The 21,336-nt window shown below is 39.8% G+C and carries 24 protein-coding genes and 1 tRNA gene; 9 read left to right on the top strand and 16 right to left on the bottom strand.

What is annotated here, in order from left to right:
• Positions 1-31: 31 nt before the first annotated feature.
• From fmt to ABWK04_07590, 7 genes are read right to left on the bottom strand one after another with little or no spacing between them, the layout of a single operon-like run.
• Positions 32-928 (bottom strand): methionyl-tRNA formyltransferase, encoded by an 897-nt coding sequence (gene fmt / locus ABWK04_07620; protein ID MEZ0361741.1) that lies wholly within the window; start codon positions 926-928, stop codon positions 32-34.
• Positions 925-2,013, bottom strand: coding sequence for a bifunctional diaminohydroxyphosphoribosylaminopyrimidine deaminase/5-amino-6-(5-phosphoribosylamino)uracil reductase RibD (gene ribD / locus ABWK04_07615; protein MEZ0361740.1), 1,089 nt, complete (start codon positions 2,011-2,013; stop codon positions 925-927). Before ribD ends, fmt begins: the two co-directional genes overlap by 4 nt.
• On the bottom strand, positions 2,000-2,260 hold the full coding sequence (locus tag ABWK04_07610; protein ID MEZ0361739.1) for a septum formation initiator family protein: 261 nt from the start codon (positions 2,258-2,260) through the stop codon (positions 2,000-2,002). The genes ribD and ABWK04_07610 overlap by 14 nt, the downstream gene beginning before the upstream one ends.
• A gap of 19 nt (positions 2,261-2,279) precedes the next feature.
• Positions 2,280-3,563, bottom strand: a complete 1,284-nt coding sequence (gene eno / locus ABWK04_07605) for a phosphopyruvate hydratase (protein ID MEZ0361738.1) — start codon at positions 3,561-3,563, stop codon at positions 2,280-2,282.
• A 19-nt stretch (positions 3,564-3,582) separates the two neighbouring features.
• Positions 3,583-4,512 carry an FAD-dependent oxidoreductase gene (locus ABWK04_07600; GenBank protein ID MEZ0361737.1) on the bottom strand — a complete coding sequence of 310 codons (930 nt, stop codon included), beginning with the start codon at positions 4,510-4,512 and terminating at the stop codon, positions 3,583-3,585.
• A 10-nt stretch (positions 4,513-4,522) separates the two neighbouring features.
• A complete protein-coding gene (gene leuA, locus ABWK04_07595; protein MEZ0361736.1) occupies positions 4,523-6,082 on the bottom strand; it encodes a 2-isopropylmalate synthase in 1,560 nt (519 codons plus the stop codon).
• Positions 6,083-6,128: 46 nt separating this feature from the next.
• Entirely contained in the window at positions 6,129-7,094 is a 966-nt protein-coding gene (locus ABWK04_07590; protein MEZ0361735.1) for a gluconokinase, read from the bottom strand.
• A gap of 704 nt (positions 7,095-7,798) precedes the next feature.
• On the opposite strand from ABWK04_07590, the gene ABWK04_07585 reads away from it, so the two are divergent.
• Complete coding sequence (locus tag ABWK04_07585) at positions 7,799-8,914, top strand: glycosyltransferase (protein MEZ0361734.1); 1,116 nt, start codon at positions 7,799-7,801, stop codon at positions 8,912-8,914.
• On the opposite strand, the gene ABWK04_07580 is transcribed toward ABWK04_07585, so the two are convergent.
• Positions 8,865-9,986: a glycosyltransferase family 1 protein gene (locus tag ABWK04_07580; protein MEZ0361733.1), complete on the bottom strand. Its 1,122-nt coding sequence runs from the start codon at positions 9,984-9,986 to the stop codon at positions 8,865-8,867. The genes ABWK04_07585 and ABWK04_07580 overlap by 50 nt on opposite strands.
• A gap of 3 nt (positions 9,987-9,989) precedes the next feature.
• Positions 9,990-10,421 (bottom strand): type II secretion system major pseudopilin GspG, encoded by a 432-nt coding sequence (gspG, locus tag ABWK04_07575; GenBank protein ID MEZ0361732.1) that lies wholly within the window; start codon positions 10,419-10,421, stop codon positions 9,990-9,992.
• A 48-nt stretch (positions 10,422-10,469) separates the two neighbouring features.
• Here gspG and atpC point away from each other — a divergent pair, with 48 nt between their 5' ends.
• Genes atpC through ABWK04_07560 form a run of 3 tightly spaced genes read left to right on the top strand, consistent with a single transcriptional unit; the run spans position 10,470 to position 12,140 of the window.
• Positions 10,470-10,868 carry an ATP synthase F1 subunit epsilon gene (gene atpC / locus ABWK04_07570; protein ID MEZ0361731.1) on the top strand — a complete coding sequence of 133 codons (399 nt, stop codon included), beginning with the start codon at positions 10,470-10,472 and terminating at the stop codon, positions 10,866-10,868.
• Positions 10,840-11,565: a methyltransferase gene (locus tag ABWK04_07565; GenBank protein ID MEZ0361730.1), complete on the top strand. Its 726-nt coding sequence runs from the start codon at positions 10,840-10,842 to the stop codon at positions 11,563-11,565. The genes atpC and ABWK04_07565 overlap by 29 nt, the downstream gene beginning before the upstream one ends.
• Before the next feature lie 26 nt (positions 11,566-11,591).
• Positions 11,592-12,140 carry a DUF507 family protein gene (locus tag ABWK04_07560; protein ID MEZ0361729.1) on the top strand — a complete coding sequence of 183 codons (549 nt, stop codon included), beginning with the start codon at positions 11,592-11,594 and terminating at the stop codon, positions 12,138-12,140.
• A gap of 100 nt (positions 12,141-12,240) precedes the next feature.
• On the opposite strand, the gene ABWK04_07555 is transcribed toward ABWK04_07560, so the two are convergent.
• Positions 12,241-13,638, bottom strand: a complete 1,398-nt coding sequence (locus ABWK04_07555; protein MEZ0361728.1) for an FAD-linked oxidase C-terminal domain-containing protein — start codon at positions 13,636-13,638, stop codon at positions 12,241-12,243.
• Between the two features lie 64 nt (positions 13,639-13,702).
• Between ABWK04_07555 and ABWK04_07550 the strand changes: the two genes are divergently transcribed.
• From ABWK04_07550 to ABWK04_07535, 4 genes are read left to right on the top strand one after another with little or no spacing between them, the layout of a single operon-like run.
• Positions 13,703-14,542 carry a peptidyl-prolyl cis-trans isomerase gene (locus tag ABWK04_07550; protein ID MEZ0361727.1) on the top strand — a complete coding sequence of 280 codons (840 nt, stop codon included), beginning with the start codon at positions 13,703-13,705 and terminating at the stop codon, positions 14,540-14,542.
• Positions 14,485-15,357 (top strand): peptidylprolyl isomerase, encoded by an 873-nt coding sequence (locus ABWK04_07545; GenBank protein MEZ0361726.1) that lies wholly within the window; start codon positions 14,485-14,487, stop codon positions 15,355-15,357. Before ABWK04_07550 ends, ABWK04_07545 begins: the two co-directional genes overlap by 58 nt.
• The gene (locus ABWK04_07540) at positions 15,335-16,429 is read left to right on the top strand and encodes a glycosyltransferase family 4 protein (protein ID MEZ0361725.1); all 1,095 of its coding nucleotides are present in this window, start codon (positions 15,335-15,337) and stop codon (positions 16,427-16,429) included. Before ABWK04_07545 ends, ABWK04_07540 begins: the two co-directional genes overlap by 23 nt.
• A complete protein-coding gene (locus ABWK04_07535) occupies positions 16,426-17,463 on the top strand; it encodes a polysaccharide deacetylase family protein (protein ID MEZ0361724.1) in 1,038 nt (345 codons plus the stop codon). Before ABWK04_07540 ends, ABWK04_07535 begins: the two co-directional genes overlap by 4 nt.
• Here the strand turns inward: ABWK04_07535 and ABWK04_07530 are convergent.
• From ABWK04_07530 to ABWK04_07510, 5 genes are all read right to left on the bottom strand, one after another.
• A complete protein-coding gene (locus tag ABWK04_07530) occupies positions 17,423-18,241 on the bottom strand; it encodes an HAD-IIA family hydrolase (protein ID MEZ0361723.1) in 819 nt (272 codons plus the stop codon). The two genes, ABWK04_07535 and ABWK04_07530, sit on opposite strands and share 41 nt — an antisense overlap.
• Positions 18,214-18,453, bottom strand: a complete 240-nt coding sequence (minE, locus tag ABWK04_07525; GenBank protein ID MEZ0361722.1) for a cell division topological specificity factor MinE — start codon at positions 18,451-18,453, stop codon at positions 18,214-18,216. Before minE ends, ABWK04_07530 begins: the two co-directional genes overlap by 28 nt.
• A 3-nt stretch (positions 18,454-18,456) precedes the next feature.
• A complete protein-coding gene (gene minD / locus ABWK04_07520) occupies positions 18,457-19,245 on the bottom strand; it encodes a septum site-determining protein MinD (GenBank protein ID MEZ0361721.1) in 789 nt (262 codons plus the stop codon).
• A complete protein-coding gene (gene minC / locus ABWK04_07515) occupies positions 19,242-19,820 on the bottom strand; it encodes a septum site-determining protein MinC (protein ID MEZ0361720.1) in 579 nt (192 codons plus the stop codon). Before minC ends, minD begins: the two co-directional genes overlap by 4 nt.
• A 12-nt stretch (positions 19,821-19,832) precedes the next feature.
• Positions 19,833-19,908: transfer RNA gene (locus ABWK04_07510), tRNA-Asn, on the bottom strand.
• A 95-nt stretch (positions 19,909-20,003) separates the two neighbouring features.
• Here ABWK04_07510 and ABWK04_07505 point away from each other — a divergent pair.
• On the top strand, positions 20,004-20,258 hold the full coding sequence (locus ABWK04_07505; protein ID MEZ0361719.1) for a hypothetical protein: 255 nt from the start codon (positions 20,004-20,006) through the stop codon (positions 20,256-20,258).
• Here ABWK04_07505 and ABWK04_07500 read toward each other — a convergent pair.
• Positions 20,255-21,336 (bottom strand): TrpB-like pyridoxal phosphate-dependent enzyme (locus ABWK04_07500; protein MEZ0361718.1); only part of this gene is annotated, 1,082 nt, incomplete at its 5' end. The two genes, ABWK04_07505 and ABWK04_07500, sit on opposite strands and share 4 nt — an antisense overlap.

The raw sequence follows: 21,336 nt of genomic DNA, 5'->3' as shown, positions 1-21,336 counted from the left end.
AGTTAAGATATATCCTTCCAGGATCAAGCTCTTAAATCAGGTTTTTGGGGTTATAGCCTCTCATAAAATCTTCACCGCTCACTTTTTTACCTTTTGGATTTATAAGCTCAAGTACTTCAACACAACCCTCACCGCAAGCAACTTGAAGCTTTTTTCTGTGTATAACCTCCCCAGGCTCACCCTTCTCTTGGCAAACCTTCACCTTGAGGATCTTTATCCTCTCACCTCCTTCAAGAAAGGCATAGCAGTCAGGATAAAGCGCTCTTATTCTGTCCTTTACGCTTTGAGCAGGCGCTTTCCAGCATATGCGGTACTCTTCCCTCATAATAGGTGGTGCGTAAGTGGCTTGTTCGTGCATCTGTGCTGTAGGTGTTATCTCTCCTTCAAACCACTTTTTTAATGTATCAATTAGGAGTTTAGCACCTCGTACGGATAGCTTTTCAGCCAAACTCACATAGTCATCATCCTCTTCTATTTTTAAGCTTTCCGCACTCAGTATGTCTCCGGTATCCATGCCTTCGTCCATAAGGATCACAGTATTTCCTGTCAGATTTTCACCAGACATCAGACATCTTTGTATAGGCGCTGGTCCTCTGTACTTGGGCAGAAGCGATGCGTGAAGGTTTATACAGCCATAGCGCGGGATCTCAAGAATGCTTCTGGTCAGTATCTTTCCATAAGCCACAACCACAACGCAATCGGGTTTTAATCTAAGGAGGAGTTCCTCAATCTGGCTTTTTTTCTCAGGTTGATATACAGGGACATTCAAATGCATAGCCATCACTTTAACTGGCGGAGGCGTAAGCTTTTGACCCCTGTGTGCAGGTTTATCCGGTTGAGTTACAACTCCTATAACTCCAAAGTTTTCAAAGATGGCTGTAAGGCTCGGTACAGCGTAGGAAGACGTACCCATAAAGACTATCTTCATACTCTTTTATACTCCAATCCCAGGTCGTGTCCAAACCTGTATATGTTTTTCAGCATATGTCTTTTTGCATCTTGAAGCCTTTCAACACCTGTGTAGCCTATGCTCAACCCATCACCAATTATGATCGGTGCAACAAAAACAAAAAGCCTATCATAAAGATTATCCTTTATAAAACTCGTAGCTGTTATACTCCCACCTTCCACGAGGAGATGCATAACTTCCCGAAAGTAAAGTTCCCTCAAAACCTCATCCAGCTTTAACTTTCCATCTTCCACTGGAGCTAAAAGCACCTCTACACCCTGACTCTCCAAAAACTCTATCTTTTCTCTATTTTCCGAAGCTGTTATAATCCAAGTTTTTGCGCTTTTTTCCTTCACAAGCTTTGAACTCAAGGGTATTCTAAGCATTGGATCAAGTACTATCCTGATAGGTTGTCTCTCCCAGAAGAAAGCCCTGATCGTCAAAGATGGATCGTCCCTTACCACAGTATTTATACCTACGAGAACTGCAGTGGCTTGCGCCCGTAGTCTGTGAGCAAATACCCTGCTTTCTTCGTTTGTTATCCATTTGCTCTCTCCATGTTTTGTAGCTATGCACCCATCTATACTTTGAGCCAGCTTTACTGTAACGAAAGGTCTTTTTAATGTTATGTACGTGAAAAAGTCCTCATTCAGTTCTTTTGCTTCTTCTTCAAGGATTCCTATACTTACCTCTATACCTGCGCTTTTGAGCTTCCAAATTCCTTTACCTGACACTAGTGGATTCGGATCTGGTGTAGCTATCACTACTCTCTTGACCTTAGCCCTTATTAAGGCATCGGTGCATGGTGGAGTCCTTCCATGATGACTGCACGGTTCTAAGGTTACGTAAACGGTAGATCCTTCTGCTTCTTTCCCAGCTCTTTCAAGAGCCACAACTTCAGCGTGAGGCATGCCTGCCTTCTCGTGATACCCTTCGCTCACTATCTTTCCATCTTTAACTATAACACAACCCACTGTGGGATTAGGGTGTGTTAAACCTTTCCTGAGTTTTGCAAGCTCCAAAGCTCTCTTCATAAAATGAATGTCCCTTTCAGATTCCATCATCACTAAAAAGTATTATTCTCTCGTCGCTTTTTTGGAGCTGTAAATATTCCCTTATGAACTTCTCTTTATAAGCGTTCGGATTTTTTTTAACAAGCTCGAGCATACTTTCAAGTTTATCATTCTTGCTTTTGTTCTCTTCCAGTCTCCTATCAATGCTTTGTATAGACCTCTCCATTTTTAACACCTTAAAAATATTGAAGGTACTGAAAAACAAATTATAAATTGTTAAAATTATAAGCAAAAGCATAAAAATAAATGGAAGGAGATCAGGAGAGAAATCTCCAAAACTCCTCCTTCCCTCCAAACCTCGCCGCATTTTCAAGATCCTCCTCTATTCTCAAAAGCTCATTATACTTAGCTATTCTATCCGTTCTGGATGCTGACCCCGTCTTTATCTGACCACTATTCGTACCTACAGCAAGATGAGATATAAATGTATCTTCCGTTTCACCGGATCTATGAGATACTATTACAGCGTAACCCCTCTCCTTAGCTAAACTTATAGTCCTTAACGTTTCCGAAACAGTACCTATCTGATTAAGCTTTACGAGTATGGCGTTTGCAACACCTTTCTTTATTCCCTCTGAGAGTATTTCTGCGTTGGTAACAAAGAGGTCATCACCTACAAGCTGGATCCTATTCCCTAAAAGCTGGGTTATCATTTTCCAACCTCTCCAGTCATCTTCAGCCATAGGATCTTCAATGGAAACTACGGGATAATTTTCCACAAGATGAAGATAAAACTGACAAAGTTCCTCATTATTCAACTTTTTTCCTTCCAAGTGATAAAGTTCATCTTCATAATAAAATTCTGAAGAAGCTGCATCGATAGCTATAAGTATATCCTCACCGGGGATATACCCAGCCTTCTCTATAGCAAGCATGAGCATATCAAGAGCCTTTTCTGTGCTTTCAAGATTTGGTGCAAAACCTCCTTCATCTCCAACGTTGGTAGAATATCCTTTGTCCCTCAAAAGATTTTTAAGTGTGTGAAATGTTTCAACACCCATTCTTAGGGACTCGGAAAAACTCCTACCACCTACTGGAACTATCATAAATTCCTGTATATCTAAGGGGTTATCAGCGTGAACTCCCCCGTTTATCACGTTCATAAGAGGGACTGGTAGTTTGTTGGCACTTATACCACCAAGATATCTGTATAGCCCTATACCCAACTCTTGCGCAGATGCCTTTGCTACAGCCATACTTACCCCTAAAATGGCATTTGCTCCTAACCTGCTTTTGTTAGGTGTTCCATCAATAGCTATGAGTATATCATCTATCTCTTTCTGGTTTTGAGCCTCAAGACCTATGATCTCTTTAGCTATCAGGCTGTTGACGTTATCTACTGCTCTTAAAACACCTTTACCTAAGTATCTTTTTGGATCATGATCCCTGAGTTCAATGGCTTCCTTTTCGCCTGTAGACGCCCCGCTGGGTACTATCGCTTTGCCTACAGCCCCGGATTCTAAAAATACCTCCACTTCTACCGTAGGATTACCTCTAGAATCCAAAACTTCTCTCGCTTTGACCTGCTTTATAGCGGACATGGTTATATATTATACTCCCTTAAATCCACGAACTTATTCCGTAAGTAAGGTCATGATAAATAGATAAGAGGGCTTTAGCTCCTTCTCCTGCAGCGGTTATGATCTGTTTTGCGAAAATATTGGTGCAATCCCCAGCTGCGTACACACCCTTTTCTGATGTCCTGTTATTACAATCTATTATGATCTCCTCTCTTTGGGTAGTTAAAACTCCAAGATCTTTGGCTAACTCAGAGTTTGGCTTTAAGCCGATCTCTACAAACACACCTTCTACCTTAATGCTGTATATTCTTCTTTTTTCAAGATCTTCCAAAAGGACCTCCTTCACACCCTTTACATCACCCCTTATTTCCAAAATCCTGTGCCTCAACATAGGTTTAACCTTACGGCTTGAAAGCACTTTTTCCTTTAGAACCTCGTCAGCGACAAACTTATCAGATATCTCTACGAGATACACCTGCGATGCGTAATTGGTGAGTTGTTGCGCAGCTTCAAATCCGGAGTTTCCTCCTCCTATAACCACAACATCTACATCTTTAAAAAAGGGGGCATCACATGTGTAACAGTAAGATACTCCTCTTCCCGTATATTCTTTCTCTCCCGGCACGTTTAATCTTCTGTGTTCCGCACCTGTACAAAAAAGGATGGTTTTTGCTTCGTAATATTTACCTGAGATCGTTTTTACCCCAAAGCCATCAACAGTCCTTTCTACGTTGATGACTTCATCTAATACAGGTTCCACATCGAGCTTTCGCATTTGTTCTATCATCTTCTCTACGAAGGCTATACCATCCACCATAGCGTACCCAAGATAATTTTCTATCTCTCCAGCTTTTATTACCTGTCCACCCACTTCTCGCGTTAAAAGCAAAAAGTCCATTTTCTTTCTTGAAGCATATATACTTGCTGATATGCCTGCAGGTCCTCCACCAATTATTATCAGCTGTTGCATGATGTATATTTTAGATCGTTCCTTCTTCTCTTACCCTCCCCTTAGAAAGTATGTAGCTCCTTCTCATCATCACCCTATTTAGAGCATCCACAAATCCGCTTACACTTGCCTTTATTATATCCGTATCCACACCTCTACCGGAAGCTTTTAAATCATCAAGCTCTATAACAAGTCTCGCCTCAGCCTGTGCATCAGTATTTGGAGTTAAGGCTTTTATGGAAAAGTCAAGAAGTTTGGGTTCAAGCCCGAGAGCTTTCTGTATAGCTTTTATTACAGCATCCACAGGACCGTTTCCTGTAGAAGTTGCGGTTCTTTCCTCACCCTTGAAGGTAAGTATGACTGTAGCTGTAGGAAGAAGGTTGTCACCAGTTTGAACCTGATAGTGCATGACCTTTATGGGTTCTTCCTCTTCCACCTTCAGGAACTCTTCATATATGAGCGCTTCAATGTCTTCATCGTAAACCTCTTTCTTTTTGTCAGCAAGACTTTTGAACTTTTCAAAGATTCTGTCTATATCTTCATCGCTGAAATTAAATCCAAGTTGGCTTAACCTACGTTTAAGCGCGTGCCTTCCAGAGTGTTTGCCGAGTATTATTCTTGTAGATGGAAAACCAACGTCTTCCGGATTCATTATTTCGTAAGTAAGCGGATGTGCCAAAACACCGTGCTGATGTATACCAGATTCATGAGCAAAGGCATTATCCCCAACTACAGCTTTGTTAGGTTGAACGAAAGATCCAGTGATCCTACATAGTAGCCTACTCGTTTTGTATATCTCCTTAGTTTTTACTTCAGTGTATAATCCTTCAAAAAAGTCTTTGCGTACTTTAAGAGCCATAACTATCTCTTCAAGAGCAGCGTTCCCCGCTCTTTCACCTATACCGTTTATCGTACACTCCACCTGTCTTGCACCGTGCTTTACAGCCATAAGGGAGTTAGCTACAGCTAAACCCAGATCATCATGACAATGTACGCTGATGATAGCTTTATCTATGTTCGGTACGTTGTTTTTTATGTCCTCTATGAGTTTTGCAAACTCCTCAGGTAATGCATAACCTACCGTATCAGGTATGTTTATAACGTTCGCTCCAGCTTTTATAGCGGTTTCTATAACTCTGTATAGGAACTCCCGCTGACTTCTCGTAGCATCTTCACAAGAAAATTCAACTTCGTCAGTAAATCTCCTTGCGTACCTTACAGCCCTTTTTGCTCTATCAAGAACATCTTCTGGAGACATGCGAAGTTTGTATTTCATGTGTATTTCGGACGTAGCTATGAAGGTGTGTATCCTTTTTCGCTTTGCATGTTTTAGAGCTTCACCTGCAAGCTCTATATCCTTTTCCAAAGCTCTCGCAAGCGAACATACTACAGGACCGTCAATTTCTTCAGATATAAGTTTGACGCTTTCAAAATCTCCCTTGGATGCAGCTGCAAAGCCTGCCTCTATAATATCTACACCGAGTTTTGAGAGTTGATAAGCCATCTGGAGTTTTTCCTCAGTTGTCATGGAAAATCCAGGAGCTTGTTCTCCGTCCCTCAGAGTTGTATCAAAGATATATACTTTGTCCATACCTAAAAACCTCCTTTAATGATAATAATTCTCAATTAAATAAAAGTCAAGTAGGTATGAGCTGTGCATAAAAAGTGCTCAGCTTAAAGAGTTTTTTTGCCAAGACAGTAGCCGATTCTTTTGATGGGTAATAGGGATCGTCCAAGAGGAAACTGTTTACTTTTCCTCTAACATAAGCTCTGTAACACTTAAAGAAAGGTAAGAATATGTCAAATTCTTCATCCATTGAAAGCCTCTTGTATTCTTCTTCATAAGCCAGGGATAAATTTTTCCTACCATAAAAGTCAAGCTCCATAGAGAGAAAACACATGTCGTTTATAACATCACCACATCTAAAACGTTCGTTAAACTCTATACAATCAAACACGCATATACCTTCTTCCAAAAGTGCTACATGCTCAAGCCTAATATCCCCATGTCCATCCCTTATCTTACCGTCTTTTATCCTTTTTTCAAATAGATGAGTGTATTTTTTATAGAAAGCTTCCGTTTTTTCCTTTATGAATCTGTAGTCTGCTTCATCTATAGTTATTCCAACATACTTTTGCGTTTGTTCAAAATTTTCGTCTGTATTGTACTTTATAACCTCAAGTTTTCCAAATTCGTCCTTCCTTTCAGCCATAGAATGGAATATAGCTATGCGTCTTGCTATCCTTTTCATATCCTCTTCTGATACATTGTCAAGCATATTTAACAATAGCCTCTCTTGGGGTATCCTTTTCATCTTTACCGCATATTCCACCACATTACTTTCATCTTCTATACGAAAAGAACCGAATACATAGCTTATAGGCACGACACCTAAGTAGATGTTTTCGCAAAGCCTCTTATTCAAAAGTACCTCTTTCTCGCAGTTTTCTCTTCTCTTCTCAAGTGTAGAATAATCGAGAAAACCAAAATTAACAGGCTTTTTTATTTTATAGACCACGTCTTCCAAAATAAGTACCCAGCTTGCGTGCGTTTGAACAACCTTAGCGTTGAGTTCCTTTGCAAGTGTATTTAGCATCTCCATCTTAGTCTTCTTATTATTCTTTCTTTTTTATAATAATAATAAAAGAATACCTCAAGGGCGCGGAAAAGCTCAAGTCATTGATATTACTCAATCTGGTAAAAAGAATTTCACACCCCATATTTGAAGTTATTGATTCTGTAGTGCTCGTTTGTCCGAAAAATGTAACGTAAGATCAATAACTTATAATTTTCATTCACACCTTTTCACACCCCATGCTTGTAATCATTGATTCCGTAAGATCAATTAATTTAAAAAATGTAACGTAAGATCAATGGCTTATGATTTTACATGTGAAATTCTATTTTGGAGCTTAAATATCAATGTGTAGCACTATGTGAAGATCTTTTTATAAAAAAGTACGCATTTTCAATAGTTTATGAAAACGAGCTTTTGCGATCCATTAAAGGGTGTGAAGAAGATGTGGAATTCCTGTGAAATTCTTGGTTCATAACTCATTGATTTTGCGAGAAAATTTTATAGATGTGAAATTCTATTATAAAGCTTGTATTTCAACGATCTAACAAAATGACATTATATTAACAGATGATCGCTTCTTTATTCTTGATTTACAATGATATGAACAATTTTTATAATAAAAATCATATATTCCTTTATACGTTGAAAAACAGCATTTATAAGCTATGGTGTGAAATTCTTTTGATATTATATTAACATATATATGGGATATAATACTAAGCAGGTGTATGAAAAGTGCTATAGTTCATGACTGGCTTGTATCGTACGGTGGTGCTGAAATAGTGCTTGAGGAAATATACAGACTTTACCCATCGCCTATATACACGCTTTTGTGTAACGGCACGGGATCTCTTAAAGAACCCCTAAAAAATGCCGAAATTTACACATCCTTCATACAAAAGCTCCCTTTCTCAAAAAAGTACTACAGATACTACCTTCCTCTTTTTCCTCTCGCGGTGGAGCAATTTGATCTCTCGCAATACGATGTTATAATATCTTCCTCGCACGCTGTAGCTAAAGGTGTTCTCAGGCACTCCCGACAAGTTCATATATGTTACTGTCACACACCTATAAGATACGCGTGGGATCTGTATCATCAGTACATCAGACAGCTGCGCCTTGACAGAGGTGTGAGAGGTTTTCTTGCCAAGATTTTCCTTCACTATATAAGGATGTGGGATTATGCGAGTTCACAGAGAGTTGATCACTTCATAGCTAATTCGCTATCTGTAGCAGAGCGCATAAGGAAAATCTATGGGAGGAGCGCTGAAGTTATATACCCACCTATTGATGTAGAATTCTTCAATGTAAGTAAAGACAGGGAAGATTATTACATAACAGTGTCAAGGCTTGTGCCTTACAAGAGGATTGATATTATAGTGAGTACTTTTTCCTCCATAAAAGATAGGAAACTTCTCGTAATAGGGGATGGACCAGATTACGAAAGACTAAAAAAAGATGCCAGCAAGAACGTAGAATTTCTCGGTTATGTGAATAGAGAAGAGCTTAAGTTATACCTGATGAAAGCGAAAGCATTTATTTATATGGCTGAAGAGGATTTTGGTATGGCTATGGTAGAAGCTCAAGCTTGCGGTGTACCTGTTATAGCTTACGGACGAGGTGGTGCAAATGAGGTGGTTGTAGATAGAAAAACGGGGATACTTTTTTGGGAACAAAGCCAAACTGAACTTCTGAGAGCTATAAAAGATTTTGAAAGATCGGAAAGCAAATTTTCGCCTGAGGTAATAAGACTTAATGCAGAAAGGTTCAGGAGAGAAGTTTTCAGGGAAAAATTTAAAGCTTTTGTTGAAAATTCCCTTTCATCACCTCCTCAAAGATCTTGACATGCTCATCGGCCGATCTCTCCCAAGAGAAGGCTTTTGCACGATCTATTCCTCTAATACGGAGATTTTCTCTTAGTAGGGGATCAGTGAGTATGCGATAAATTGCGCCCGCTATACTTTCCGTATCGTAAGGGTCCACATAGTAGACACTATCACCGCATACCTCCCTGATGGGTGGAATATCTGAAGTTATAACAGGACAACCACAAGCCATAGATTCAATCAATGGAAGACCAAAACCTTCGTAAAGGGATGGAAATACAAAGGCTTCAGCGCATGAGTAAATGTGTGGTAGTTCTTCAAGTGGCACGTAATCCAAAAATACGATCCTATTCTCTATCCTGTGATCTTTAACTATTTTTTCCAGCGCAGGATAAAAACGCTCATCTTTCTTACCAGCTATCAGCAGTTTAAAATTCAGATGCCTTAACTTGCTTATGGCTTGGATCAATCTCTCAAGATTTTTGTGAGGTCTCATATCTCCTACGAAAAGTATATATCTACCAAAACTCTTAAATTTTTCCCTCTTTCTTGGGAAGAAGATCCTTTTATCATAACCTGGGTACACAACATAGATCTGTTTATCTGGTTTGTAATAGGTAAGTAAGTCTTTTTTCGTGCTTTCTGATACGCATACAATTGCATAAGAATTTTCTACAATTGCTGGCAGAAAATAGGTAAAGTAATACTTTAATCTCTTAAAGTAGTGAGGAAATCTTAGAGCAATTAGGTCGTGTATTGTGATTATCTGTTTTGTCTTAATTATTGGAAGTGCGATACCTTCATGAACGGTTGAAAACAGTATATCGGGTCTTTCTTTTATTGTATTTATCCAAAGAAAACTGTGCTCCCATAAAAGGCGCAAAAGATGACCGAACGTACCTTTTCTTGGATTTATACATCGTGGTGTTATTACTAAGGAGTGAAGATCAGATACCTCTATATTCCTATTACCAGTAAAAACTTTTACGTTGCTGTATCTTTTAAGCAAAGCTCTTACTAAGTTCTGTGTATAAACTCCTAAACCGCTTGGTTTATCGTAAAAGTGAGTTGCGTTTATAAAGAGCTTCATAAATTAATCTGCGTTTGATATATCCTTTGCTTCTCCTTCTCCCCCTTCTTTACCGTCAGAACCGTAAGAAATGATAAGATAATCTACGCCTTTTTCTTTAGTCTTTGGATCGTCTGGACCAAAGTAGTGGTAAGGATTCCCCCACGGATCAAGTGGTAGCTTGTTGCCCTTAACGTACGGACCTTTCCAGAGATTATCGGGAATACCTTCAGGCTTCTTTATGAGAGCTTCCAATCCTTCCTGAGTTGTTGGGTATCTACCTACATCAGCCCTAAACAGATCAACAGCGGTTGAAAGCATAGCTATTTGTTGCCTTGCTATCTTCTCTTTTGACTCGGTGAGTTTACCTACCAATCTCGGAGCTACCAGAGCGGCAAGAAGCCCTATTATAATGACCACTATGAGTATTTCAATTAAAGTAAAACCCCTTTTCATGAGTAAACATTATAACGCGTAATTTGAGTCATGTTATAATAATGATCCATGATAAGCGTAGAGATAGTTACACCTCAAGGTATTGCCTTCTCACGCCAGGTAAATTTGGTAAATATACCTACACAGGAGGGAGAGATAGGTGTTTTGGAAAGGCATATGTATCTTATGACGCTGTTAAAGCCGGGGCTTGTTTACTTTGATGGAAATCAAAAAGATGGAATAGCGGTGACATACGGGTTTGTGGACATAACACCTGAGAGGGTGATAATCCTCGCTGAAGAAGCCTATACTGTAGGTGAGATTGATGCAGGAAAGGAAAAGGAATTGTTTGATCGAGCTGTCAAAAAGCTTGCTACAGCACAAACCATGGAAGAGATTCAGGAGTGGGAAAGAGTAAGGGATAGAGCGCGAACCCTTCTTGAAATACTTGAAAGATTTGGAAGTTAAAGAGTTTACCTTTTTCGGCGGTAAAGTAAAGTTTAAACAGCCTAAAAAACATAGGCTATCTGTAACGGAAATACTTTTTCTATCAAATGTGAAAGGTATCGGTAGAAAAAGCAAAGTAGTTGATTTAGGCGCAGGCTTTGGGACACTTTCCATTCTGGCATCTTTAAAGTATGGTTGTGAAGTATGGGCTGTTGAAAGGGACGAAAGTATGCTTGAACTTCTCCTTTACAACGTCCGCATAAATGATCTTACCGACAAAGTACACGTTGTAGAAGGGGACATACGTTTCGTGGACAAGTTTATGCAAAAGAATCATTTTGATAATGTTTTACTGAATCCTCCTTTTTATCCAAGGACTTATGGATGTAAAAATAACACTTTCCATTTTGAAGGTGATACACAGCTTACAGACTTCCTTAAAGCTACAAAATATCTTCTGAAAGATGGTGGTAAAGTGAATTTACTTTATACAGCTTTTAGATGGGTTGAGGCTATTTTAACCTTAAAAAATAACAATATAAATCCTATTACTCTACGTATCTTTTATCCTAAAATGAAAAAAGATGGTAAATTTTTGCATATATATGGTGTAAAGAATAGTAAGGGATATGCAACAATTGAAAAACCATTAATAATAAATAGAGACGATGGTGAATATACAGACGAAGTAAAAGATATCCTTTGCAAATTCCTGTGATATAATAAACATCTCAGGAGGCTTTTATGAGGTTGCCGGAAAAACTTATGGAGCGGATAGCTGACAGAATTATAAAGGAGTTGGGGGATGAAAGGGTTATAGAAGTGGAAGATCCCTATACCTTTAAAAAGAAAATACTTGCGGTTTTTAAAGAGGCTGAAGAAGAAGAGAGGATGCTTGATGAAAAGACAAAAGAGGTTTTAAAAGAGAGGCTTGATCTGCTTGAAGAATCAAGTCTTGATTACAGAACAGCATACAGAGCCGTGAGAGCAAAACTGGCTGAGGAGATGAATATACACACAAGTAGGAGAGAGAGGATGAACCAGATAGCTAACATGATAAAGGACCTTATAATGGCTGAAGAGAGCGTTGAGATATATGAAGAACCTCACCACATAAGAAACAGGATAAGACAGATACTCATGGATGCGGTGAAAGAAGAAGAGGAAATAGACAGGGAAGTTAGGGAGAGGATAAAATCTTACTCCAGAAGGATAGTGGAAGGTACGCCTGAGTGGAATCATCTCTACAGAAGGATCTACGAAGATGCTTTAAAAAGGAGAGGATTACTGTGAATAACTCCATCTTCGTAGAATATGGAGCGGACTGCTTCATCGGAGGCATAAGTTCGGGTCATTTCAACCCTACCACTCTTGAGGCGGGGCCTTCATTGTGTTAATCTTCCGTGAAGAGTTTTCCAGGATTGAACAGGTTTTTCGGATCAAAAACAGACTTTATATCTCTCATTACTTCCACACCTACATCACCCAGTTGCCATTTTAGGAACTTTCTTTTGGTGAGTCCTACGCCATGTTCTCCAGTTATTGATCCTTTATAAGAAAGTGCAAGGTGAAAGATCTCATCAACAGCCCTTTCCGCTCTCTCTTCTTCATCGCGATTTTTCTTGTCATAAAGAAGATTAACATGCAGATTTCCGTCACCTATATGCCCAAAAATGACCATAAGGAGATCATACTTTCTGGCTACATCCCTCAATTTAGGTATAGCTTCGGAGAGATAAATTCTCGGGAAAACTATGTCTTCGTTTATTTTGCCGGTTTTTAGGTTAGCGAGCGCAGGTCCGAGATTTTTACGAGCCATCCAAAGCTTTTCTGCAGATGCTTCATCTTCAGCAACTTTAACTCTGAGTCCCATCTGTTTAAGGAGCCCTTCAACAAGATCAAGATCTTCCTTTACGCTTTGGGGAGAACCGTCCAGCTCTATGAGTAAAAGTGCGGATACATCTTTAGGAAGTCCAACAGGCTTATGATCTTCAACAGCTCTTATGGCATCAGCATCCATAAATTCAAGAGCTGATGGAAACACACCAGAAGTCATGATCCTCGTAACAGCCTTTCCTACATCTTCCAATCTGTCAAATAATACCAGAGCGGTTGCCCTTGCCCTAGGTTTGGGGATAAGCTTAAGGGTTGCTGAAGTTATGAGTCCAAGAGTCCCTTCAGAACCAACAAAAAACTTGGTAATATCGTAACCTGCCACATCTTTTATAACTGGATTGCCCGTCTTTAAGACCTTGCCCTCTTTTATCACCGCTGTGATACCAAGTACATATTCTCGCGTAACGCCATATTTTAGACATCTTGGACCTCCGGCATTTTCAGCTATATTTCCACCTATTGTGGAATACCTAAAAGAGGAAGGATCCGGTGGATAAAAAAGTCCGAGTTTTTCTACATACTGTTGAAAGTCGTGAGTAATAACACCAGGCTCTACGGTAGCTGTAGCGTTATCCACATCCACACTGAATTTCTTCATTTTCTCAAAGGAAACAACCACACCCTTTTCAGTCGTAGGAACCGCACCTCCCGTTAGACCTGAGCCTGCACCCCTTGGAAAGATAGGTATATCCTCTTGATAACAGATCTCAACAAGTTTTTGAACATCCTCCTGATTTTCTGGAAACACTACCGCAGAAGGGATGGATCTCTCCACGGGTATGGGTGTAGCATCGTAGGAGTATAACTTTCTTTCCACTATGGATGTGTTTACCTTGTTCTTGCCAAGTACCTCAGAGAGTTTATCCATAGGCTTTTTTTTCAATATGCTAAACATAGTTGTGATTATAAACCGATATGAGGATATTGCAATGATTTATGACATTATCTATAATTGTGGTATGATGCTGTTTCGTTTTATAATAACAGCGTGTTTTGTGCTGTTTGGTTTTTCTTATGCCAGCATAGTCGCAAAAATAAACCAGAAAGCCATCACAAAAGAGGAGCTAATAGATGCCTTTAATGCTTATTGGCGTGAGATCATACATATGCCGATAACTCATGCTACAAAAAAGGATATGCAAGAATTTCTTGTGGAGTATGTGAGAAGCCAAATAATACAACAAGAAGCTAAGAAAATGGGGATAAATGTGAGAGAATCTGAATTGAGAGATTATATATCAAAAAACATAGGAAGTAACTCTATAAGTGAAACGGTCAAAAATTTTGTGAGAACGGAACTTTTAACTAACAAGATCATAAATACTATAGCCAGGAACATAGAAGTCGGTGATAAAGAAGTTATCGCATATTACTATCTTAATTTAAGAGACTTTAAACTACCCGCTCAAGTGCTTGTGATGAGGATTTTGGCGGATGATCTTGATACCGCAAATGAGGCTTATTACCGTTTACTGACAGGGTCGGGAAGTCTTGAGGGAATGAATTCCATTAAAGAAGGAAAACCTATGTGGTACTCCATCCAAACTCTTCCAGAGATAGTTAAAGAGCAGTTATATCCCTACGACGTCGGGAAGGTATCAAAGCCTATAGATACGGGTAGCGGTTACCTGATACTTAAAATAATTGACAGAAGAGGAGGAGGCATCCTTCCCCTTGAAGAGGCAAAGCCTTTAGTCAGGGAGAAACTTCTGAAAGAAAAAAGACAGGAGGTGTTTAAAGAATGGTTTCAAAAGGTTTTAAAAGAGTATCGTGTGGAATTCTTCTTTTGGCAACTCTGATACTTCCTACCTTTGCGCTGAAACTCGTTGATAGGGTTGTTGCGTCTGTAAACGGTGAGCCTGTACTTGAGAGTGATGTAAAGTTGGGAGAACTTTTTTACAACACCACTGACAAGAAAGAAGTAATAAAAAAAATAGTTGACATGTATATTCTCGCACAATTTTTAGAAAACAAAGGAGGGCATGTCCCTGAGGAATACATAAACACTGCTATTATGGACATAGCAAAAGCTAACAATACGGACATTGATGGGCTTGCGAAAGAGCTTTCAAAAGAAGGTCTTACCATAGAAGATCTAAAAGGATTCCTTGAAAAGGAGCTTCTTTCTACCCAAGGACTTAATGCTTACCTTTCCAAGGAGATAAAAATCTCCGATCTTGACATAGAACTTGAAAAGTTAAAAAGAGGGGAAGTAAAAATTAAAAGGGATATAGATCTGCTTGTACTTGACAAAAAGGATGGGGATAAAGTGCTGAAGCTTATGGAGGAAAAAAAGACGCTGTCTGAAATTGCAAAAGCTCTTGGATCTAATCTGGAAAGCCTCAGCGTAGAAAAAGGCGATCTCGTTGAACCCTTAGATAAGGAAGTATGGAGGACAAGCCCAGGAAACCTTGTTATCTCTGAAGATAATGAACACATTTATTTAGCATATGTGAAAGATCAGAGGGAAACATACAGCGGTACTCCTGAGGAAGAGCTAAAAAAAGAGCTTTTTACTAAAAAGCTTGAGGAAAGGAGGAGGGAGCTTATTGAAAGTCTGAAAAAGAAAAGCTTTATAAAGATAATTTCCGATGCGCATTCTTTCGGTAATTGACGGGATAGGCTGGGGTGGTACAAAAGAACAGGTTTACCTCCTTGCAAAAGAGCTTGCGAAAAGAGGTATGGATGTGCATTTAGCCTTAGCCTTTGAGTATGGAAAAATGGTGGAAAAGCTAACACCTTACGGTGTAAAATTTCACTTTTTTGAACATCACAGTAAGCTTTCAAGATTCAGCTTAGCCAATTACTACAGACTTTGGAAGATAATAAAAAATGGGGATTTTGATGTGGTAATTGCAAATTCACCGCACGCCTTTGACTTTGTGAGATTGGTTTATCCCTTTCTAAGTAAGAGACCTAAGTTGGTAGCTGTAAAAAGATCTGGTAGGATACCGAACATAATGTCTCTAAAATTTAAGTATGCCTATGCTGATGCTCTCGTTGTGGTATCGTCCACCATAAAGGAGGAGCTTCTAAACGTGGGGTTTCCCGCAGAAAAGGTTTTTGTTGTAGAAAGCGGTATAGACACTGAACGCTTTAGACCAGATCCTACGATAAGGGAGATCGTGAGGAGTAAACTCCATATCCCACCAGATGCAAAGGTGTTTATAAATGTTGCAAATTGGAACCCAAAGGTGAAGGGACAAGACAGACTTATTGAGACATTTTCTAAACTTAAATGTGATGAGTGTTATTTAGTCCTTGTGGGTATTGATACGGATATTTATGCGCCTGAGCTTTTAAGAAAGTACGGTATAGAAAGTAAATCCTTGGCTCTCGGTTTTAGAGAAGATGTGGATGAGCTTCTCAACATGGCTGACTTTTTTGTGCTTTCCTCTTACCTTGAGGGTATATCTAATGCGCTTTTGCAAGCTATGGCTTGCGGTAAGGTTGTCATATCAACAAAAGCAGGTGGTATAGAGAAAGCGATAAAAGATGGAAAGAACGGATTTTTGGTGGATGTAGGTGATTTTGATGGACTTTTAAGAAAGATGATGCAAGTAATTTCGCTTACTGAGGGGGATCTGATTAGAATATCCAAAGAGGCTATAAAAACTGCACAGGACTTTTCTATAAACAAAACCGCAGACGGATACGAAAAACTCTTTGAGAGGTTACTTTCTTGATACTGATTTTGCTTTATCATAAAGTTGTCAAGTACCCAACCTTTGATCTGTGGTGGAAGACTTTTGATATACAGCTTTATATACTCAAAAGGTTCTTCAGATTGATCACTCTTGACGATGTAATAGAATATTTCAGGATCGGTAAGTTTCCAGAATCACCATCTGTCGCCATAACCTTTGATGACGGTTATGCGGATAACTACATCTATGCCTATCCAATTCTAAAAAAGCATAAGCTAAAGGCTACCCTTTTCATTGCTTCTTCAAGGATACTAAGGATTGAAAGGAAAAGAAAGAATCTTGAGGATTACTGGAAGGGAGAGGTATCTCTTCGTGAACTATACGATCCTAAAAATATGTGGGAAGCCAATTACGAATTTCTCAAATATGGTAAAAGTGATGACTTTTTGACACAGGAGGAGCTTTTAAGCATGAAAGATGTCTTTGATATCGGTTGGCACTCCAAGTACCACACTAAAGATTTCTATGAAGAGAAACTGTTGGATCTGTGTGATGGAAAGAATTTTCACTGGTCTTTATATCACGCCTACGCCGAAGAACCAAAGATGGGATTTCCTATATTCCCTATGAGAGGCTCTCTTTCGGTGAGGAAGGGTAAGCTGAAAGAAGAAGTGAAAGCCTTTTTGAAGAGTCTAAATAAGGACTTTTTTAAGATGTCAGGTTGGAAAAGGGAGTTAAAAAATGACCTGTTAAGTAGGTTTGATAAGCTTTTGGAATTTGAGAAAGAAGAAGAAAGAATGGCAAGGACTATAAGGGAAGTAGAAGAATCTCTTAGTGAGCTTGAAGCTATTACAGGAGAGAAGATTTTACACTCGGCTTATCCCTTTGGTGATTATGACATCTTTTTAAGAAAAGAGCTTTCCAAAAGGTTTATATCTGCCTTCACCACAGAAAAGAGATTAGTAAAGCCTCAAGATGACACATATCTCCTGCCAAGGGTGACAGTACCCAAAGACATGTGGTCATTTCTTGCTATCTTAGGAAAGTTTTTAAAAAGCTTCCGAAATCTTTGAGACTTTCAAAGACAAAGTCAGGACGGAAATCTGTTTTCAAAAGCTCTTCTCTTTTATATTTTCCTGTAGTCATAAAGACTGTGTTTATACCGAGATCCTTTGCCCCTATAAGATCCGTATATATATCGTCGCTTACGAGAAAGGTTTCTCCTTCTGGCATATCCCTAAGGGCGTAATTTATAAACTCTTTTGAAGGTTTACCGAGATTCGGCACCTCCCTGTTGTAGTTACATGCATGGAGAAGCATCTGTGTTATTGATCCCGCACCGGGAAAATAGAGACCATCATCATCCTTTACGATTCTACTCAAGTTTACAGGTACTATCTCCGCATCTGATAGAAATATTGCCGAAGTTGCCACCTTTATCTTTCTAAAATCCAGCGATCTATCCTGTCCTATTACAACTGCTTGAACATTATGATTTTCAATTGCATGAAAGCCTTCCCTTTCAAGATAAGACTTTAGCGACGGAGTACCTATCACGAATATATGAAACAAGCCTTTTTCCCTGAGATAATTGGGAAGCACGCTGAGGGGTGTAACGAGCCTCTCTTTACTTAGATTCACGCCCTTGATTTTTAGCTCTTGAAGTATCTCCTCAGGGGGTCTTGTGGAATTGTTGGAAACTACCTTGAAAGGGAGTCCAGTGTCGCTGAGAAACCTTAGAAACTCTACTGTATCAGGAAAGGGATTTAAAGCCTTATCCTTAACAAGGACACCATCCAGATCGAGCAAAAGTCTTACCATGTTTAGCTTTTGAAAGGTATACTGATCCAAAGTTCATCAAAACCCTCCTTTTCCCTCCTTATGTCTACCTCTATCCTTCTTACCTCAAACTGAGGATACTTGGAGAAAACCGAGACGAGATCGTCGCGGAGCTTTTCCACAAAATTGGGTGGCAGTCCCCTCCTTTCGTAAGCCAGCACCAAAGTAAGTCTCCTTACAGCCTCATCCCTGCTCTTTCCCCTGCCAAACAGAAAGTCAAACAAACCTTACCTCCCGAACAGCTTTTCTAAGAAGCTCTTCTTCTCCCCGTGATACATCATTGGCACATCTTCTCCAAGTATCCTCCTTGCCATGTCTAAAATGGCTTTTGAAGCACCATAACTGTTATCAAGAACTATGGGTTCCCCTCTGTTTGTGAAATCCACAAGCTTTGGCTCTTCCGGTATGACACCAAGGAGAGGTGCCTTAAGTATATCTACTATATCTTCAACGGAGAGCATCTCACCCTTTTTTATGGCATCCCATCTTACGCGATTCACAACCAAAAAGTAATCCTTCTTACCCATGTTTTCAAGCAGTCCTATTATCCTATCAGCATCTCTTACAGAGGAAACCTCGGGATTTACCACCACAAGCGCTGTATCAGCTGGAAGTACGGCTATTTGAAATCCTTGCTCTATACCCGCCGGTGAGTCTATAAACACATAATCATATTCTTGCGATGATTTTATATCCTCAAGAAGTTTTACCCATCTATCTTTATCAACAGCGTCCTTGTTCTTGGTTTGATTTGCCGGGAGAAGCCACAGAGTTATTCCCCTCTTATCTTTGACAAGCGCTTTAGAAAACTCAACTCTCCCTTCAAGTACATCCAGTACATCGTAAACTATTCTATTTTCAAGCCCAAGTATCATATCAAGATTCCTCAATCCTATGTCCGCATCCACTGCCAACACCTTTTTGCCAAGTTTGGCAAGGGCGACACTCAAATTTGCTGTAACCGTTGTTTTTCCTACACCACCTTTCCCCGATGTAACAACGTATATCTTTGTCATCCTTTCACCTTCTCTAAAACTATTGTATCATTCTCAATTTTTGCAACCTCCGGATAACCGGGTGACCTTCTATCTTCATCGCTGGATATGGCAACCTTCCTACCTATCCTTATTTGCTGAGGTTCCATTTGAAGGGCAACAACTACTGCACTTTCGTCTCCCAAGGCACCTGCCACGGCAATTCCTCTGAGTTTCCCCATAACTATAATATTTCCACTGGCTATAACTTGTGCATCTTTATTGACATTTCCAAGGATGAGTATGTCACCGTTGTGTTCCACTTTCTGACCTGACCTGAGATGTCTCTGAACCACAAGAAGCCTGCCTTTTTCCCTCTCACCCGTATCTAAATTGAGCTTCTTTACGCTCCTTATATTTTTAGAGCTTAAAAAATTTTCTATCTGTGAAAGATCTTCCTCATTTAAAAACCCCCCGCCATCTAACAAAAAATAGCTACCGTTGAAAAGTTTGGAGGAGAGCCTCTCGTTTATGTATCCTATCACTTCTTGAGGGCTAAGTTTCTCCTTCACCTTTATTACTACGACAGGTAGCGTTAATCCCCTTATTTCTATCATCTTTTACCTTTTTGGCTCCGGGGGAGGGACTCGAACCCCCAACCAGGTGGTTAACAGCCACCCGCTCTGCCTGTTGAGCTACCCCGGATACTTAGAAAATTATAACCGTTTTTTATTTGCTCTTCAACTTTCATCCTCTGTTCATATACGGAATGTAAATTCAAAAGCAAGGAGGTAAAAGGCATGAGGAAGTTTATACTTTCCATTTTATTAACTTCAGGACTTATTGGCATCTCAAATGCACACGATAGGGTATTTTTTTCGGTAGGTTTGAATCTGGGAGTCCCTTATTACTGTCCGGATAGAGTGGTTTACGTAGAAAGACCCGTTATCTACCGCCCGTATTATCCTCCGCCAGTTAATTACGCTCCTGTAGAGAGGGTTATCATCATTCACAAGCACAAGCATTGGAAACACTGGAGAGACTGGGACGATTAAGTGTCTGGCAGTTCGCCCCTTAGGTACATATCGTAAGCTGAAAGGTCAAAGTAGCCATGTCCCGAAAAGTTAAAGAGTATAACTTTTTCCTCACCGGTTTTTTTACACTCTAAAGCGACATCTATAGCCTTTCTTATTGCATGCGCCGTTTCTGGAGCTGGAACTATACCTTCTGTTCTTGCAAAAGTAAGTGCAGCTTCAAAAACCGCTCTCTGTTTGTATGCGTATGCGGATATGTAGCCTTCATTGTAGAGAAGACACACCAGAGGTGCATCTCCATGATATCTCAAACCACCTGCATGTATGGGTGGTGGAACAAAGTTGTGTCCTAAGGTGTACATCTTCAAAAGTGGTGTAAGCCCCACCGTATCTCCGTAATCGTATCTGTATTCACCCTTTGTCAGCGTAGGACATGCTTCTGGCTCTACAGCTATGATCTCAAGGTTGGGTTTGTCTCCCGTGATCTTATCCTTTATGAAGGGAAAGGCAAGCCCTGCAAAGTTACTCCCTCCACCAACCGCACCTATTACGTAATCAGGATAATATCCTGCCTTTTCCATCTGCTTTTTTGCTTCAAGACCTATTACAGTTTGGTGCAGAAGCACATGATTGAGAACACTTCCAAGTGAGTATTTAGTATTGGATGAAGTTACCGCTTTTTCTATAGCTTCACTTATGGCTATGCCAAGACTCCCAGGGTGTTCGGGGTTTTCCTCATAGAAACTCTTTCCTGAGTTTGTGTAAGGGCTGGGAGAGGGGATTACTCTTGCTCCCCATGTTTCCATAAGTATCCTTCTGAAGGGTTTTTGATTGTAGCTTACCCTAACCATGTAAACCTCGCACTCAAGACCAAAAAACTGTGTAGCAAAAGCGAGAGAACTCCCCCATTGACCAGCGCCCGTCTCCGTGGTGAGCTTTTTAACACCGGATATTTTGTTGTAATAGGCTTGAGCTACAGCAGTGTTTGGTTTGTGGCTTCCCGGCGGTGATACACTCTCATTTTTGTAAAAGATCTTTGCAGGTGTTTGAAGGTACTCTTCCAGATTTCTCGCTCTATGAAGAGGTGTAGGTCTCCACA

It is taken from the genome of Hydrogenobacter sp. (genome assembly GCA_041287335.1).
GTDB lineage: Bacteria > Aquificota > Aquificia > Aquificales > Aquificaceae > Hydrogenobacter.
This window is presented reverse-complemented; position numbering and strand designations above follow the sequence as displayed.

Excerpts from the sequence above, each read along its gene's own strand:
- fmt (MEZ0361741.1), bottom strand. The coding sequence starts at position 928 with ATGAAGATAGTCTTTATGGGTACGTCTTCCTACGCTGTACCGAGCCTT.
- ribD (MEZ0361740.1), bottom strand. The coding sequence starts at position 2,013 with ATGATGGAATCTGAAAGGGACATTCATTTTATGAAGAGAGCTTTGGAG.
- ABWK04_07610 (MEZ0361739.1), bottom strand. The coding sequence starts at position 2,260 with ATGCTTTTGCTTATAATTTTAACAATTTATAATTTGTTTTTCAGTACC.
- eno (MEZ0361738.1), bottom strand. The coding sequence starts at position 3,563 with ATGTCCGCTATAAAGCAGGTCAAAGCGAGAGAAGTTTTGGATTCTAGA.
- ABWK04_07600 (MEZ0361737.1), bottom strand. The coding sequence starts at position 4,512 with ATGCAACAGCTGATAATAATTGGTGGAGGACCTGCAGGCATATCAGCA.
- leuA (MEZ0361736.1), bottom strand. The coding sequence starts at position 6,082 with ATGGACAAAGTATATATCTTTGATACAACTCTGAGGGACGGAGAACAA.
- ABWK04_07590 (MEZ0361735.1), bottom strand. The coding sequence starts at position 7,094 with ATGGAGATGCTAAATACACTTGCAAAGGAACTCAACGCTAAGGTTGTT.
- ABWK04_07585 (MEZ0361734.1), top strand. The coding sequence starts at position 7,799 with ATGAAAAGTGCTATAGTTCATGACTGGCTTGTATCGTACGGTGGTGCT.
- ABWK04_07580 (MEZ0361733.1), bottom strand. The coding sequence starts at position 9,986 with ATGAAGCTCTTTATAAACGCAACTCACTTTTACGATAAACCAAGCGGT.
- gspG (MEZ0361732.1), bottom strand. The coding sequence starts at position 10,421 with ATGAAAAGGGGTTTTACTTTAATTGAAATACTCATAGTGGTCATTATA.
- atpC (MEZ0361731.1), top strand. The coding sequence starts at position 10,470 with ATGATAAGCGTAGAGATAGTTACACCTCAAGGTATTGCCTTCTCACGC.
- ABWK04_07560 (MEZ0361729.1), top strand. The coding sequence starts at position 11,592 with ATGAGGTTGCCGGAAAAACTTATGGAGCGGATAGCTGACAGAATTATA.
- ABWK04_07555 (MEZ0361728.1), bottom strand. The coding sequence starts at position 13,638 with ATGTTTAGCATATTGAAAAAAAAGCCTATGGATAAACTCTCTGAGGTA.
- ABWK04_07550 (MEZ0361727.1), top strand. The coding sequence starts at position 13,703 with ATGATGCTGTTTCGTTTTATAATAACAGCGTGTTTTGTGCTGTTTGGT.
- ABWK04_07545 (MEZ0361726.1), top strand. The coding sequence starts at position 14,485 with ATGGTTTCAAAAGGTTTTAAAAGAGTATCGTGTGGAATTCTTCTTTTG.
- ABWK04_07540 (MEZ0361725.1), top strand. The coding sequence starts at position 15,335 with ATGCGCATTCTTTCGGTAATTGACGGGATAGGCTGGGGTGGTACAAAA.
- minD (MEZ0361721.1), bottom strand. The coding sequence starts at position 19,245 with ATGACAAAGATATACGTTGTTACATCGGGGAAAGGTGGTGTAGGAAAA.
- minC (MEZ0361720.1), bottom strand. The coding sequence starts at position 19,820 with ATGATAGAAATAAGGGGATTAACGCTACCTGTCGTAGTAATAAAGGTG.
- ABWK04_07505 (MEZ0361719.1), top strand. The coding sequence starts at position 20,004 with ATGAGGAAGTTTATACTTTCCATTTTATTAACTTCAGGACTTATTGGC.